This window comes from Hyphomicrobium sp. 01T421, from assembly GCF_056398805.1.
Window position 1 is genome coordinate 22320 of record NZ_JBFTQC010000004.1, and the last position, 15386, is coordinate 37705.

General features: G+C 56.6%; 17 protein-coding genes. 9 read left to right on the forward strand and 8 right to left on the reverse strand.

Features of this window, described 5'->3' with window-relative positions:
• Positions 1 to 255 precede the first annotated feature (255 nt).
• The gene (locus AC1DK3_RS18890) at positions 256 to 1515 is read right to left on the reverse strand and encodes a glutathione-independent formaldehyde dehydrogenase (RefSeq protein ID WP_477193788.1); all 1260 of its coding nucleotides are present in this window, start codon (positions 1513 to 1515) and stop codon (positions 256 to 258) included.
• Between the two features lie 358 nt (positions 1516 to 1873).
• Here AC1DK3_RS18890 and AC1DK3_RS18895 point away from each other — a divergent pair, with 358 nt between their 5' ends.
• Positions 1874 to 2830 (forward strand): TIGR03571 family LLM class oxidoreductase, encoded by a 957-nt coding sequence (locus tag AC1DK3_RS18895; RefSeq protein ID WP_477193789.1) that lies wholly within the window; start codon positions 1874 to 1876, stop codon positions 2828 to 2830.
• Here AC1DK3_RS18895 and AC1DK3_RS18900 read toward each other — a convergent pair.
• The gene (locus tag AC1DK3_RS18900) at positions 2712 to 3536 is read right to left on the reverse strand and encodes an EAL domain-containing protein (protein ID WP_477193790.1); all 825 of its coding nucleotides are present in this window, start codon (positions 3534 to 3536) and stop codon (positions 2712 to 2714) included. The two genes, AC1DK3_RS18895 and AC1DK3_RS18900, sit on opposite strands and share 119 nt — an antisense overlap.
• Positions 3537 to 3976: 440 nt before the next feature.
• Here AC1DK3_RS18900 and AC1DK3_RS18905 point away from each other — a divergent pair, with 440 nt between their 5' ends.
• Together AC1DK3_RS18905 and AC1DK3_RS18910 are read left to right on the forward strand one after the other, a co-directional pair.
• Positions 3977 to 4921 carry an AraC-like ligand-binding domain-containing protein gene (locus tag AC1DK3_RS18905; RefSeq protein ID WP_477193791.1) on the forward strand — a complete coding sequence of 315 codons (945 nt, stop codon included), beginning with the start codon at positions 3977 to 3979 and terminating at the stop codon, positions 4919 to 4921.
• A 452-nt stretch (positions 4922 to 5373) separates the two neighbouring features.
• The gene (locus tag AC1DK3_RS18910; RefSeq protein ID WP_477193792.1) at positions 5374 to 6000 is read left to right on the forward strand and encodes a hypothetical protein; all 627 of its coding nucleotides are present in this window, start codon (positions 5374 to 5376) and stop codon (positions 5998 to 6000) included.
• A 216-nt stretch (positions 6001 to 6216) separates the two neighbouring features.
• On the opposite strand, the gene AC1DK3_RS18915 is transcribed toward AC1DK3_RS18910, so the two are convergent.
• Positions 6217 to 6714 (reverse strand): BON domain-containing protein, encoded by a 498-nt coding sequence (locus AC1DK3_RS18915; protein WP_477193793.1) that lies wholly within the window; start codon positions 6712 to 6714, stop codon positions 6217 to 6219.
• A gap of 500 nt (positions 6715 to 7214) precedes the next feature.
• On the opposite strand from AC1DK3_RS18915, the gene AC1DK3_RS18920 reads away from it, so the two are divergent.
• Complete coding sequence (locus AC1DK3_RS18920) at positions 7215 to 7928, forward strand: helix-turn-helix domain-containing protein (protein ID WP_477193794.1); 714 nt, start codon at positions 7215 to 7217, stop codon at positions 7926 to 7928.
• A 78-nt stretch (positions 7929 to 8006) separates the two neighbouring features.
• Here the strand turns inward: AC1DK3_RS18920 and AC1DK3_RS18925 are convergent, their stop codons facing one another.
• Together AC1DK3_RS18925 and AC1DK3_RS18930 are read right to left on the reverse strand one after the other, a co-directional pair.
• A complete protein-coding gene (locus AC1DK3_RS18925; RefSeq protein WP_477193795.1) occupies positions 8007 to 8621 on the reverse strand; it encodes a response regulator transcription factor in 615 nt (204 codons plus the stop codon).
• Positions 8622 to 9593: 972 nt separating this feature from the next.
• Entirely contained in the window at positions 9594 to 9869 is a 276-nt protein-coding gene (locus AC1DK3_RS18930) for a hypothetical protein (RefSeq protein WP_477193796.1), read from the reverse strand.
• Positions 9870 to 9936: 67 nt separating this feature from the next.
• Between AC1DK3_RS18930 and AC1DK3_RS18935 the strand changes: the two genes are divergently transcribed.
• The 5 genes from AC1DK3_RS18935 to AC1DK3_RS18955 all read left to right on the forward strand — a co-directional run bounded on the left by AC1DK3_RS18935 (position 9937) and on the right by AC1DK3_RS18955 (position 14264).
• A complete protein-coding gene (locus AC1DK3_RS18935) occupies positions 9937 to 10296 on the forward strand; it encodes a DJ-1/PfpI family protein (protein ID WP_477193797.1) in 360 nt (119 codons plus the stop codon).
• A gap of 73 nt (positions 10297 to 10369) precedes the next feature.
• A complete protein-coding gene (locus AC1DK3_RS18940) occupies positions 10370 to 11569 on the forward strand; it encodes an alkene reductase (RefSeq protein WP_477193798.1) in 1200 nt (399 codons plus the stop codon).
• 10 nt (positions 11570 to 11579) lie between these two features.
• A complete protein-coding gene (locus AC1DK3_RS18945) occupies positions 11580 to 12596 on the forward strand; it encodes a quinone oxidoreductase family protein (RefSeq protein ID WP_477193799.1) in 1017 nt (338 codons plus the stop codon).
• A 67-nt stretch (positions 12597 to 12663) separates the two neighbouring features.
• Complete coding sequence (locus AC1DK3_RS18950) at positions 12664 to 13371, forward strand: TMEM175 family protein (protein WP_477193800.1); 708 nt, start codon at positions 12664 to 12666, stop codon at positions 13369 to 13371.
• Positions 13372 to 13430: 59 nt separating this feature from the next.
• Positions 13431 to 14264, forward strand: coding sequence for an aldo/keto reductase (locus AC1DK3_RS18955; RefSeq protein WP_477194006.1), 834 nt, complete (start codon positions 13431 to 13433; stop codon positions 14262 to 14264).
• A 76-nt stretch (positions 14265 to 14340) separates the two neighbouring features.
• On the opposite strand, the gene AC1DK3_RS18960 is transcribed toward AC1DK3_RS18955, so the two are convergent.
• From AC1DK3_RS18960 to AC1DK3_RS18970, 3 genes are read right to left on the reverse strand one after another with little or no spacing between them, the layout of a single operon-like run.
• Positions 14341 to 14619, reverse strand: a complete 279-nt coding sequence (locus tag AC1DK3_RS18960; RefSeq protein ID WP_477193801.1) for a hypothetical protein — start codon at positions 14617 to 14619, stop codon at positions 14341 to 14343.
• Positions 14589 to 14843, reverse strand: coding sequence for an SRPBCC family protein (locus AC1DK3_RS18965; protein WP_477193802.1), 255 nt, complete (start codon positions 14841 to 14843; stop codon positions 14589 to 14591). Before AC1DK3_RS18965 ends, AC1DK3_RS18960 begins: the two co-directional genes overlap by 31 nt.
• A 35-nt stretch (positions 14844 to 14878) precedes the next feature.
• Positions 14879 to 15133, reverse strand: coding sequence for a hypothetical protein (locus AC1DK3_RS18970; protein WP_477193803.1), 255 nt, complete (start codon positions 15131 to 15133; stop codon positions 14879 to 14881).
• Positions 15134 to 15386: the final 253 nt, after the last annotated feature.

The window sequence follows — 15386 nt, forward strand, 5'->3', positions numbered from 1 at the left end:
AAGCGCATATCGGACTGGTATGGCTCACCTCGTTGCTTTCAGCGTGCAGCTCGCGGTCGTACTTCTTCATCACCATCGAGAGTGCGCGCTGGACTTCGCTGCGAGCGCGCTACCGGTGAGACTATGCGTCGCTTCGAGGCAGCGTCCTTGTGGTCGCGATCATCAACATCAGAATGATGGCTGCCTCGCGCGTGGATCGCGGCCTTGCATTGGCCGCGACCGTTGCGTTGCAAATTTTCACGTTCGCCATCGACTTCAACGCGTACCGGCCGTGGCCTTCGGACGAGCAGCAGCGCTATCACGAAGAGATTTGCCCGCGAGGCGTGTCATGTTGTGCGGATCAATGACGAATTTATTGGCCGCACCGGCGCCAAAAGTTTCGTAAGCTTTTGGAGCTTCGTCGAGCGAGATCACTTCGGTATTGAGCATGCTCGTAAGCGTTGGCATTCGCCCCCAAATGATCGCCATCATTAACTCGCGGTTGTAGCGCATGACGGGGCATTGGCCTGCTGTCATCTTGGGCGACTTAACCCAAGCTTTAGGAAGGTCCAGCGCCATTTTGCCTTGCTTGTTGACGCTGGTGGGAGCTCCCGGATCCATATTCGTGTAAACGCCAGGCACGCCCATTGCACCTGCTGGCTTCACGACTTCCATCAGCGTATTGATGACGGATTCGACTTCGTTTTTCTTGCTGCCGTCCGGCCCGTTACCATGACACTCCAGGCCAACGCAATCGACGGCGCCGTCAACCCATCGTTTGCCGAGGATTGCTTCGATCTGATCCGGAATTGGCGTGGCGCTGGAGGTATCGACGATTTCGTATCCGGCGTTCTTCACGAGATCGAGACGCGCTTTGTTTTCATCGCCGACAATGATGCACGACGCACCCAGAAGCTGCGCGCTTGCAGCCGCGCAGCGCCCAACGGGACCGGCGCCGGCGATGTAGACGGTGGATCCCGTCCTTATGTCCGCCTCAACGCAGCCGTGATACCCGGTCGGAAGAATATCGGAGAGCAATGTGAGATCCCGGATTTTCTCGATGGCCTCATCCTTGTCAGGGAATCGCAGAAGCTGGAAATCCGCCCACGGGACAAGCATGTATTCTGCTTGTCCGCCTTGCCAGCCGCCGAGGTTGAAACCGTAAGCGCCGCAAAAGCCAAGATCTTCATTGGCCCTCAAGCAGACGTCTGTATGGCGATCGCGGCAGCTATCGCAGGTGCCGCAGGCCACATTGAAAGGAACTGAGCAGATATCGCCCTTCTTGATGTGCTGGACATGCGAACCGACCTCGACGACCTCGCCCGTATTCTCGTGTCCCATCAGCATTCCGGCGGGCGCTTCAAAACGACCGTTGTAGATATGAAGATCGCTGCCGCAGATGTTCGTTGTGACAAGTTTGAGAATGGCTGCGTGCTCGATCTTTCGTCCCTTGGGATCTGCGAGCTTCGGATAACCTGCGTCCCGGACTTCCATTTTGCCCGGACCCATAAAAGTGACTGCGCGATTATTAGCCATCGGTGGATTCCCATCGCTTGCGTTGAAACGTTGTTAGACTCGCAAGTTGGGCGGTGCAGCGTACTTTCGAAATGACAGCCGTCATTTTTGCCGGGACTTGGTAGGCTTAGATGGTTTGCCGGTTGACGGCGGCTCAATCGCGTCTCTGACTTGAAGTAGCACATTTCGGAGAAAGCATGGGTAAGCCTCTCCATATTGCTACGGTGGCGGAACACCGTGCTTTCCGCCGCATGTTTTCTAAAAATCGGATGACCATTGGCGTCTTCTTTCCAATCGAAGCTTTCGAGGGTGATGTGCCCGCTATGAGCGGACAGGAACGCCTTGCGCAGCAAGCCGAGAAACTGGGATTCAGCGCATTATGGACACGCGATGTTCCGCTTCGCGATCCGACCTTCGGGGACGTCGGGGACAAATCTATGATGCGTGGGTTTGGCTCGGCTGGATCGCGGCGCAGACATCGATGATTGGATTAGCTACCGGCTCGATTGTACTTCCGCTTCGTCATCCAATTCACACTGCCAAGGCTGCAGCGTCTATCGATCAGCTGAGCAACGGAAGATTCGTGATGGGCGTCGCTTCTGGAGATCGTCCGGTCGAGTTTCCAGCGTTCGGCGCCGATTGGAACAAACGCGACGTATTGTTTAGAGAAAATTTGCAAGTGCTGCGCGAACTCCTCAATGAGGAATTTCCGCGCATCGAGTCGGTCTACGGCACGATGCTGGGAACTGCAGATCTGGTCCCGAAACCAACGGGGAGGCTTCCGCTTCTGGTCACAGGCTCAAGCCTTCAAAGCCTCGATTGGATTGCAGCCGATGCGGACGGATGGATCACTTACCCACGTTCTCCCGAATTGCAAAAAGTACATGTCGCGCGATGGCATGCAATGGTAGCGGCGCTTGCGCCGGGAACGTTCAAGCCATTTGCGCAATCCCTTTATGTCGATCTCGCTGAGGATCCGAATGCTTCGCCGCGTCCTATTCACCTTGGATTTAGCGGTGGCCGCAAAATCGTACTGCGATTCCTTGATGCCTTGCAGGTCGCAGGTGTCAATCACGTCGCTTTGAACCTGAAATACAGCAAGCGCTCGGCGGGCGAGGTTTTGGACGAGATCGGACGAGAAATCATTCCGGTTTTGGTAATGAGCCGGGGCCCCGCGGCGGTAAAAGAGCTTCTCGGCGATTGGCATGTAATCGCTTCTAACGCGTCGTTCCGCGAACCGATTTTATCCGCCCCTCGCGCAGCAAGGGCGTCACGCCCTCGGCGTTGGAGGGCGTCGCGTAATAGAACCCCTGAGCGTACCGACATCCGGCGCTGATCAGGAAACCCGCCTGAGCATGGTTTTCTACACCTTCGGCTACGACATCTATATCGAGGTCACGAGCCAATTGAACGATCGATCGAGCGACCACAGCATGGCGCGCATCGAACGGAGCATTGGCCACGAACTCTTTTGGAATTTTGAGGCGGTCCACCTGATGCGTCACGAGATAAGACAGAGAAGAGTAGCCAGTCCCAAAGTCGTCGATTGCGATTCTGAATCCGAGGTCTCGCAATTCCCGCAGGGTATTGGCAGCGCGATGGTCGATAGCAACCGTCTCTACGAGTTCAATTTCTATTTCGCCTGCATTGATCTCCCACCGGGTCAGGCAGTCCCGCACGAACCGCACGAAAGACCTCTGCTGAAGCTGAAGCGAGGAAACGTTTAGGGAAATAGTGCGGGAGGTGTTCGCTTGCTGCCACAGCTTCCACTGTCTGCAGGCTTCGTTGAATACCCACTCTCCAACGGGCACGATGAGAGATGTTGTCTCTGCCAGCCCAATGAATTGGGAAGGAGGGATGAAGCCATGGGTGAAATGACGCCATCGCAAGAGCGTTTCGAGTCCGACGATGTCCCCGGTCTCGATATCGACCTGCGGCTGATAATGAAGTTCGAATTCTTCGGCGTGCAACGCTTGCTTCAGTTCGTTCGCTGTAATGTATGGCTGACATCCCTTGATGCGGGTTGGGCGTCGGGCTGCCACGGCATATCTTCCTTCGTATCCAACGATCACGATGCCGGCCCGCTTCGAATTGACTGAGCGTCGTCTCGGCACATATCTTTTTTGGCCACTGTTCTATTTGCGTTAGGGCGTGCAGACCGAAGCTAGATGCCGAGATGCCGGCGTAGAGCAGCTCTTATTTCATCAGCCTCGGTCCACTCGCTTGCTCCCGCCCCCTGACGAAACAAGTGACCGACCGCGCGGCTCAGTTAGAACTACCTCGGAAGACATTTCGGAAATCGGCTACATTGACGCAAACCATCGGCTGATCTGGATGCATCACCGCAGGCGAACATGTCGCCTCGCCCTAGTCCTTGCCGTGGTGTCACTCTTGGAGTCACTTACTGCGATGGCCTGCTACGCAGTAAGACGGCCGTCCGAAAAGCGATGAGAACACATCAGCCCCCACTTCTAATGGACTAATGGACCGGATTTTTTCTACTGCCGACGTCCACCAACGGGACCGATTTGACTATTGGCACGACGTCGCTTGCGCGACCATCGTGGACCACGACGCTAGCCCTGAGCGGCGCTCCCATTTCGCGGCCGATATCTCAGCGGGCGCGATCGGTGACGTCGAGGTCATTCTCTTTCGCAATTCTCCGATGTCCGTTTTGCATGGCGCTCGTCATGTCGGACATACCAGAGATGATCAGGTCTTCCTCTGCAAACAAATGGCCGGTGAGCTGCGATGGGAGCAAGATGCCCGCCACTGCATGCTAACGCCGGGAAGCTTTGCGCTTCTGGACCCGAGACTGGAATATGAAGGATCCTTTTCCGGAGATTCTCAGCTCTTGGTCTGCAAGTTGCCTCGGCGCGACCTCGAGTCCCGATTGGGACGAACTCGAGAACTGGTTGCACGCGCGATAACTTCGTCGACTGACGACGAAGTGTTGCTAGCATCCTTTCTTTCGAAGCTGGCCGAGCATTGCGGTAAGATGTCTATACCCATCGCCCAGCTCCTAGAAAATCTCACTCTCGATCTTGCCGCCGTAATCTTCGCGAAGAAGCTCCAGCGCCCGCCGCGAGTTTCGAGCTCGCGGGTCCTGATGCGCCTCAACATTCGCGCGTTCGTTGAGTCTAACTTACGAGATCCCAAGCTTGATGCAGCGATGATAGCCACCTTGTCGCGAACAAGCTTGCGCTACGCAAATTCGGTGCTCGCTGATGAAGGCACGTCGCTCTCTCGGTTGATTCTGGAACGGCGGTTAGAGCGCTGCCATGCTGCTCTCGGGGATCCCGCCCAAACGCACCGGTCCATAAGTGATATCGCGTTCGGATGGGGCTTCTCCGATATGACCCACTTCGGCCGCTCCTTCAAAAAGCGATACGGTATGCTGCCGAGGGACTTCCGTAAGTCTCGCTAGTGCGGACCGTCCATGGGAAGGCGGAGCGATCGACAATGAAAAATTTCATAAATGCGACGTTCGCATTTTGCCAAAACCCGCTGCATTTTTAGCCGACGATTGCTGCCCGAACCGCTGATCCCTCAGCCGCTCAATGATGTAATTGCCAGAGGGCTGGTCGCCTGACGGGTTAAGAGGCGGTGTCGGGGCTCGCTGCAGGAAGAGTTTCGCCCTTTCTATTGCGCTCGCCAGGTAGCGAGACTAACGCGCGTACTGGCCGGGCGTTGTTATGACCCAGTGAACTTCGTCATCGCAGCTTGTCCGCAGAATAGCTCGACCGATGAGGGGCTCATTTCTTTATGCGGCTAATCGAAAATGCGTGTCTCTGCACAATGTCCGCGCTTTGCGGATTTCTGCTTCTGAAGTTCGAAAGGGATGAACCGTGGCCGGTTGGTCTGCTTCTGGCGGCGGCGATGATCCTGTTCATTCCCTTCGTACGGAATCGTCTTGAGGCCTACTGGCCGGTGTCGATCGCGGGTTCATGCATCCTCTTTGCTTTCATGATTGGATCGGCTCACGATCAAGGTTCTGGCTTCAAGAGTGATGTGAAGTATAGGGGTCCCCGATACGATGATGATCAATTGTTCGGGATGCACGATGCGTGGAAGAGGTCGATTGAGTCCGATGACGAAGCCGGCGGAGTAGGCAAATCAATCGCAGGTGCCGCGTTCGCCGGCGAAAGCCATCCCCGTATCATTGTCGACTACTGTCGATTAGACCTCCCGTGTTGGGCGAAGAAGTATCTTGCAGAGGCCACAAGCGCCTGCCGTCCCCAAATAGAGCGCCTATCCAAGTCCCGATTTGAATGGACCGATGGATGGCTTGATCAGACATTCACCAAGTATCGGTGGAAGGAACGAGAGGATGGCGTCATCACATTTATTGGCGACAAGCTTAGGTCGCAGAGCATGTTCGGCGGTTGGGAATTCCAAATTTACACCTGCGATTACGATCCCGACACCAAGGGTGTTGTGGGGGTGAATTCGGTTCCAGGCCGGCTGCCCCTCGATCCAAATCGACGATCTCCGGATAATAATTGAAAGCCGCTGCGCGAAACTCGGCGAGAGCCGTGCGAAGCACGACCGCATAAGCGGTCATGGATCGCGAGAGGATGCCGCGTGTTGTCGACGACGTTGGTTACGCCCGGTGCAGTCCACGCAACGCGCTCCGCTTCCTCGGCTGGCTCCATGGCCTGCACGACCCCTGAGAACCACTTCTCCATCGTGCTCCTCAACAATGATGCTGATTGCGTCGAGCTAGGCATCGCGCCGGAAGGCGTTAACGATCTTCTCTTTGATGGCGTCGGGCTCGGCTTCCGGCTTCAGTTGGATTCGATTGTGGACGCCCTTCAGGCCCTTGATCTTGCGCACGACATCCTCTGCGACTTGGCGCTGAGAAGGGCCTGGCACCAAACCCTCCAAGGTCACGTGCCCATCTTTTACGATGACCTTTATGCCCTCTGCGGAAGCGGAGAGCTCAGTCTGAATGGCACCGAGGGCATCGTGCGCGATATCCGGGTCAGGCCGTTCGTCGATCTTTGGCAGGCGCACCACAAGATCGTCGGCAATTCCGCCGACCCCGGGGAGGCATTTGACCGTTCGCTCCGCCTCATACTTATCCGCGTAGCTACGCACGTAGCCGGCCAGGGTTACTACGCCGCCTCTGACGGCGATGGCGATGTCCTCTGAATTGAGGTCTGGATGCGACCTGAGTTCTTGTTCGATCTCGCGCTTGATTTCGTCGTCCGATCGCATGTCATCACCTCGTTTTACGCTTGAGCACAAGCCGGCGCGCGGAGCGCGCGACTTGAGAGCTACAGGAACTCACACCGCGTATCCTTGATAACCGTCATTTTCCGAACGGCCGCCGCCTGCTCGCGGACGAACCTCAACGAGATAAAAAACGCGAAAAAAAATAACTCTCAATGTGGGTACACATCGAGTTTCGCTTAGCAAATCTCTTTGGAGCTCTCAGGCGACGATGGATTGGATTGCTGCAACACCTGGGGATCGTGTGTCGCGAGGAATGGTACAAACCAAATCATCAAGACTTGGCCGGAGCAGGGGCAAGGCCCGCCAGCCGTGAACGAAATGCGAGGTGTAAACAGAATTGGCTTAACCTGAAACTCCTCCGATGGTTCCACCCAAACCCGCCTGGTTACGCAGTTTTACGATACGAAGTTTTACGAGGTTGGCCATTCGCCGGATATCCGCGATGGTCTCGAGCCATGACTTAGTTAGTGCAGGAGGTCGTTGTGAATGGTCGCGCACTCGAACTCCAGCGCTCTAAAGCCGTACTTAAAGGCGATAACATCGAGGATTACTGCGAGCACCACAAGTGGGACGCCTTAGACTCAATAGCAACTGTTACCTCCTACGGATTTCACCAAGAGATCTCGAGCGGCGATGAAATCGGCTACTGGTATCGGGTCGTCGAGGGTGCTGCAAAGCGTTGTGCGACGCAGCCCGATGGCCGTCGTCAGATCGTCAATCTCCTGCTTCCTGGAGACTTCTTCGGTCTGGTTGCTGCCGGCGGGAGCGGCTTGACAGTCGAAGCGCTCGTCGATGAAACGCAGATTGCTCGATATCCGCGCCGACGGGTTGAAGCGCTCGCAGATGTCGATCCCGCGGTTGCTCGCCTCGTGCGGGAGATCGCATTCAGGACAATATCGCGGCTTGAGGCTCAATTGCTCATCGTAGGAAGGGTCACAGCTTTGGAAAAAGTAGCAGCCTTCCTCCTTGAGATGGGTGAGCGGCTTCCATTTGAAACGTACGATAGAATCGCTCTTCCAATTTCCCGCTCGGACATTGCCGAGTTTCTTGCCATTTCCGCCGAGACCGTAAGCCGGTCCTTGTCAGGATTGAAGCAGCGCGGGCTCATCAGATTTTCAGGTACGCGCCAAGTAAGGATCGTCGACCGAGAGGCGATCGAGGATGGGGGCCGCAGATGTCGAATGAGCAAGTCGTGATCGAGCAGACTGTTGTGCCGGCAATGACCGCTGTCGATGAAATCTTATCGGCGTGGCCTTCTAGGCTCCGATTGGGTGTCAGCCAAGCGAAGCCAAAACCGACAGGCGTATCGCCACAGCCAGGCGTCGTGTGCCTAGTCGATCGAGCAAGCGTGCCCGGTGTACTTCGACGGTCCGGACGCTGATCCCGAGATCATAGGCAATGGTTTTGTTGGCATGACCAGCGACGAGCCCGTCAAGAACCTGCTTTTCGCGAGGGGTTAAAGCAGCAATCCTGCGCGCCGCGCGAATGCCCTCGCGGGCAGCGTTCGCGTACAAGTTTGCCGAGAATGCGCTTTCGATTGCTTCGAACAGGCGGTGGCCATCAAAAGGCTTCTCGATGAAATTGACGACTCCGCTCTTGAGCGCTGCCTTGACGGCCGTCGGTACGTCGCCTTGGGCCGTCATGAGGATCACGGGCGCGAGAACGTCGAGTGCGACGAGGCGCCGATGGAGTTCCAGACCGTCCATGCCGGGCATGTGCAAATTGAGCAGGACACAGCCGCCTGCAAGTTCCGAGGCAGATTCTATGACAGCGATGGGAGAATCATATGTTGAAGCCTCATATCCAGCTGCGCGCAGGAGATACTGGAGTGAATGCCGTAGCGAGACATCATCATCAACGATGTGAACCATACGCTTATCAGGCTGCATCGGCTTTTCCTCGGGAAACAGCAGGACGCGTAAAAGCGAAAAATCGTACCTCTATGATTGAGGCTCGCTTACGGATATGCGCGCCATGCGCTTCTATGATCGATTGAAAAATGGAGAGGCAATTTCCATGCCTCCCCTCCTTGTGAATGTGAAAGGCTGAAAGAGACCGCTGGTTATCTCCGGAGCGAGCCGCTGCCGCTCCGTGATGACGCCGTCGCCTCTGAGATCCATAGGCGCTGACATGATGCCAAGTTTGCCGCCGGCCTCTTTGGCAGCGTTCCGCTGCGAGCTTTCTATCTGATCAGCCGCGCTCCCATAGGAAGGAGCCGCTATGATCTCGGCGCGAGCGCCGGAATTCTGCCGATTGGAGGTGTGCGTAGCTTGGATCGACTGCTCGGCGGATTTTCCTCGCATCGAAATATGAACGAGTTCGAGATTAAGCATGGAGCGAAGCGCTGCGGTGACGCCATCTGCGATTTGAATTGATCGTAATCCTTAGAGATGGAAGGCAACGTCGAGATCGCGACAAGGTTCCGAATGCAGCGCCTAAGTTCCCGTACGTCAGTAGGTGCTTCAGTCCACAGCATAATCCTGTGCCTTAGCGACGAGTGCTCGCGAGTTCTTAAGGAGTCGACCCAGGACCAAGCACGCGATTTGCCGACGGCGAACGATTTTCGCACCTCATTCCTTAAGGGCGACTAAACTAAAGATCGTAGTTATTTATCGGACGATTAAGGAGTGCAGTGTCGGAGCGCTGCATCACTTCGCAGATTTGACGGCTGTCATGGCCACACCACCCCGGCTTCCATAACTATTGGCGTAATGGCGACGCTGCGCCCCAGGTCCGCTGATATTTGGCTCGCCAATCGGGCGCAACTCCATGCTTTGCAAGCCTTTGAGCAAGCCCCGCGGGGGATTTCTGAAGCAATGCCCGAAGCCAGAAAGGCTAGACAGTATGAGCGCTGACGGCAGTTACAGCTGCGGCTGCAGAAGCAGCGTGACGAACGCTTTAGCCTTCGCGTCTGCCGGTAGCACGCCGATGCCTCCTCTAACACCAGAACCAAGTTCACGCCGATAGCATTCCAAACCATGCGCCATCGCATGGGGAAAGATGAAAAGGAGTTGCAAGTGGCAAACCCCGTTCTGAAAAAAAATAAAATAGCTTTCGTTGTTACAGACGGTTTCGAGCGGGTCGAACTCGATGACGCGGGCGCGACGACGGTAGTTGTATCTCCGAAGAGAGACCACGTGCGGTCATGGGAATTCACGGAGTGGGGCAACACTTTCTCAGTCGATGTACCCCTCGATAGCGCAGATGCTCAAGACTTTGACGCTTGTGCTGCCCGGAGGTGTGCTCAATCCGGATACGCTGCGCATCATCCCGAAAGCTGTCGACTTCGTGAAGGCGTTCTTTGAGGCTGGAAAATCAGTGGCGGCAATCTGCCATGGACCCTGGACTCTCATCGAGGCGGGCGCCGCAAAAGGGAGACGGATGACGTCATGGCCGTCACTCAGGTCCGACCTAAAAAATGCTGGAGCGGAATGGGTCGATGAGGAAGCAATTATCGACAAGGGTCTCGTTACAAGCCGTAAGCCGGACGACATTCCAGCCTTCAACCGGGAAATGATCAAGCTGTTCAGCGATGCCCGCGCATCTAGATCGCAAGCTGCGTAGTTGGCGGATAGAGATCTGGCGCCTGCGAGCGATGACTTGAGGTGACGACTGTGATGAGAAGGCAATTGAGCCGATGAGCGAAACCACGGAAATCGCACGGGAGCAGACGATAACTGCTCCAGCCCTCTTCCAGGCGGTGAAGATCGGCAGATATGCGCTGCCCCATCGTGTCGTCATGGCGCCACTGACCCGATCGCGAGCGCGACAGCCAGACAATGTGCCAACTCTTCTCATGACCTCCTACTATGCGCAGCGCGCGACCGCCGCGCTGATCATTAGTGAGGGGACACAGGTATCTATGCAGGGACAGGGCTATGCTTGGACACCCGGTATTCACACACAGGAGCAGGTTGAGGGCTGGCGTGTGGTCACGAGCGCTGTTCACGGCTCCAGCGGTCTCATGTTTATGCAGCTTTGGCATGTGGGGCGGATTTCGCATCCGGCCTTACAACCCGACAAGATGTTGCCGGTCGCGCCCTCGGCGTTGAAGCCGGAGGGCATGGCTTTCGTTGAAAATGAGCGTGGCGAGGGTGAACTCGTTCCGTTCGTGAGGCCGCGCGCTCTCGAAACGGCAGAAATTCCCTATGTCGTCCGACAATATGTGCGCGGCTCCCAGAACGCCATCGCTGCTGGATTCGACGGCATAGAGATCCATGCGGCCAATGGCTATTTGATCGATCAGTTCATCAGTTCTCGCACCAACAGGCGCACCGACCAGTATGGCGGGAGTGTCGACAACCGGTCCCGCTTCCTCTTCGAGATCGTCGAGGCCTTGGTAGCGATTTGGGGCGCCGACCGCGTCGGTGTCCGGCTCTCGCCGCTGGGTTCGTTCAACGACATCGGCGATGATGACCCGGAGGCGACATTCGGCAGCATCGCCGAAACGCTCTCGGGCTTCGGGCTCGCCTACCTGCACATCGTCAACCCGGCTATGGCCGATTTGGAGAAGGGGCAGCAACCCGCTTCGCGCGCCCTCAACATGGTCAACCTGATACGGAAAATGTATCGCGGCACCCTGATCGTCGCTGGGGGCTTTGATCTCACCACTGCGTCGGAATGGATCGAGCAGGGCAGAGCCGACGCGATCGCCTTTGGTCGCAAGTTCATCGCCAACCCTGACCTACCCCTCCGACTGCGCCTCGGCGCGCCGATCAATGCCGATGATCCCGCCACGTACTACGGAGGCGGAGCCAAGGGCTACACGGATTATCCAACGCTCGCTCAGGAGAAAGGCGAGACGCCAAGAGCCGTCGTCGACGACCGGTGGCGCTAGGAGAAAACCGATGACTTCGATACCTCACAACGAAAGCGTCCTCTCTGGCGGGCATCGCGCGAGGATGCTTCCAAAGACGATGCGAGCAGCGGCAATCGACCACTTCGGCGGCCCAAAGCAGCTCGCGATCCACATGGTTCCTGTCCCTGACATTAGTGACGACGAAGTTCTGGTGGCTGTGCACACTGCAGGTGTTGGTCCTTGGGACGCCGACATGAGGGAGGGGGAACTCTTCGGACCACCCCGCTTTCCTTTGGTCCTCGGGACTGACGGCTCGGGCACGATCGCGGCTGTGGGTTCTCGTGTTCGGCGTCTCGAACTCAGTGAACAAGTCTACTCGTATAGTTACGAAAATCCCAAGGGAGGATTTTATGCCGAGTTCGTTGCGGTAGCGGCCGAAAAGGTAGCACCAAAGCCGAAATCGCTTCATCTGGAACAGGCCGGTGCAATCGCAACGACAGGGCTCACCGCGCTTCAGGGAGTAGACGATGCCTTGCACGTAGCAAAGGGCGAGAGTGTCATCATTTACGGCGCCGCGGGCGGTGTCGGAAGTCTTGCCATCCAATTCGCAAAATTGCGAAAAGCACGGGTGCTTGCAACCGCGACGACGGCCGAGGCCCTGGCGTTTGTGCGCGAGTTGGGTGCGGACGAGGCTCTGAATGCCGGCGATCAAAATCTCACCGACGCCATTATGCGCTGGGCACCTGATGGAATTGACGCCGTTCTCGCGCTCGCCGGAGGCGTCGCACTGGACCGGTGCGTCAATGCTGTGCGCAAGGGCGGACGTGTGGCCTATCCGAACGGGGTAGAGCCTCTACCCAAACGGCGGAACGGTGTCGATTTCACCGCTTACGACGCGATAGCCGGTGTGCATGAGTTCAAGCGTCTGAATGACACCGTAGATGCATCGCGACTGAAAGTTCCTATCGCTGCCCGATATGGCCTCGACGAAGCAGCTAAGGCTCACGAGCATCTGGCGCAACGACACGTTCTTGGCAAGATCGTTCTTCGCGTCCGCAACGGCTAGCAGAAATGGATGCTGTCTCGGGCATACGCGCCTGGGTCGTCCGTACCACAAGCCAGGAGCTTAGGGGATGCGCCAGAGAAAGGAACAGGCGTTTCAACGAGAAGTCGAGTCGGAACCTCCCTCGCTTCCGCGGGTGCGCCTTGCCGAGACCGATCGGCTCGAGGCGTTCAGCGACGGCGTCTTCTCGATTACGATCACCCTCCTTGTGGTTGAGATTGTGCGCCCTGAGCATGAACCTGGGCATCTTCTGAACAAGCTGCTTGATCAATGGCCGAATTACGTCGCGTTCCTGGCATCGTTTTGTTACGTCGGCGTGATCTGGCTCAACCATCATGCGGTCTTCTCGCGAGTCCGCTATTGTGACCGCATGTTGCATCTCGCCAATCTTTTCGTCCTCCTGACGTCGGCACTGATACCGTTTCCCACGGCGCTCCTTTCTTTTGCCCTCCAGCACGGCAATCTCTTCGACGCGCAGGTGGCGGAAGCCGTCTATGCGTTGATCGGCGGGCTGATGTGCCTGGCGTGGCTGCTCCTGTTCCACGTGCTGACCATTCGTCCATACCTGTTGCAGAAAGACATAAATCCGGGCTTTTTTCCGAAGGAACGAGTGCGAGCTTGGATCGGTATCGCTCTGTATGTGATTGCAGGATTGATGGGATGGTTCTGGTCGCCGCTATTAGCGCTGGCGATCTATCTGTCGTTACCCATCTTCTATGGCATCACATACGAAGGACTGAGCGAGACGCGGCTTAGTCTGATCAAAAGAGGAAGATAGTCATGGCTCTTCACATCAAGACGGTTGATCGCGGGCCTGCAAAAGAACACGGGGGGACCATGCGAACCGTCGCGCTTCCATCAGGGGAGCGGGTGCATAAGCTTGGTCTGGGGACTTGGCATTTCGGCGAAGACCCGGCGCTGCGCGCGCAACAGATCGCGACCTTGAGGCATGCCATCGATTTGGGCGTCACGCTCATCGATACTGCCGAGATGTACGGCGAGGGCCTTGCGGAAGAGCTGATCGGCGAAGCGCTGAGTGAGCGACGCGACGAAGTCTTCCTCGTTAGTAAGGTCTATCCGTATAACGCATCATTCTACCAACTACCCGTCGCCTGTGCGAACAGCTTGCACCGCCTCCAGACCGATCGAATCGATCTTTATCTACTGCATTGGCGCGGAAGTATTCCCCTTCACGAGACTGTTGCCGGATTCCAAGCGCTTCAGGATGCAGGCAAGATTCGCTACTGGGGCGTCAGCAACTTTGACACCGATGATATGCAGGAGCTCTGGAACGTTCGCGGCGGGAGGGCCGCGGTCACGAACCAAATCCTCTATAACCTCACGCGGCGCGGTCCCGAATGGGAATTGCTGCCGTGGATGCGGCAGCACAACATTCCAATCATGGCTTATTCGCCGATTGAGCAGGCACGCCTTCTCAAAAATAGGAGGCTCATAGAATTTGCGAAACGGCATGGAATGACACCGGCGAGCGCTGCTCTCGGTTGGTTGCTTGCCAACGATGACGTGATCGCAATTCCTAAGACCTCCAGTCCGGAACGTCTCGAGGAAGACGTCGCCGCATTGAGTATCGAGCTGACGAAAGAACAGCTCGCAGAACTCGACAAATTATTTCCCCCGCCCGACGGCCCGCGCGCGCTCGAGATGCTATGAAGCCATTCTCGGCGGCAGCGGGGCGTCCGACGTCCAGAACACCCTGACGCTTATCGATCTGGCGAAAAGCGGGCCTTCACGTCCTTGGCTTTGGTTGATGGCCGGCGTGCGCCCTTGGCTCTTCCTGAGGCGATCGCAGCGTGATTGCCGTGGCAAGATCCAAGAGGTCCTGTTCGAGTTCGTCGCGCAGCGTAATACCCATAAGCGGTGACATGAAAGGCTGGGCCGCTTTTCCGACCTCCGTTTGTGGGCGGGCACGAAAAATCAGCATGATGCGGGAACCGCCCCCAAAAATTCCGTCGATCACATGATCCAGATCAAAATCTATGTCGGAATCTTCCACCGATAAGCGCATTTGCCGGGGTGGCTCAGACGCGAGACCTCAAAGACCTGGGTCGTCTCGCGGCCGAATAAAAAGCGTGACACACGCAGCTTCGCACCCTCAGTGACCGGCTCCGGCGTCAGCAGTTCGACGCTTCGGATCGAGCCGATGATCAGAGGCCAATCGCGGACATCCGCAAGCGTTGCGAAGGCGTCGCGGGGAGACGCTGCGACATTCCTTTTGAGGTTGATCTGCATGACCATCCTAAATCAGTCGCGAACGTCACCGAACATCAACGGAGGTTTGAGTCTTCGATGGCCAAGATGAGCAAGGCTGATTCCTTGATGTTTGCAGGAACTCGAGCGCCGTCGTTCACTACCTTCAGAACAGCGTCGGCAAGTCGTCGCCGCGCTTCGTCGCGAAGTCTCGGGCGAGCCTCGTAGCGTTTTTCGATCTCGCTCCAAGCGCCTTCGAATGCATCGACGAGAATGTTCAAAGTCTCCGGATCATGCGGTTCTGCACTTGCAAAGAGTTCAGCGGTTTCCATCGAATCTCCGCGTCTTCAAAACCTTGGGACGATGGTTCGCGAGTATGCGCAGCAAATGCTGCTCGCGAGAGGTCGCAGATTGAGAGTTTCACCGCATTGATGGTTGTCATTCTTCCGGACTTTTTCCATCGAGCGATCTGCGGAGCGTGAGGCAGGGTCTCCGCGTTATTTACAGATTTAAGCGCCCCGCACTCTGTTCCAACAATTGACGATCATCAGTATGGTGCTGAGCGAGAGCGCTGCCAAAATCGTA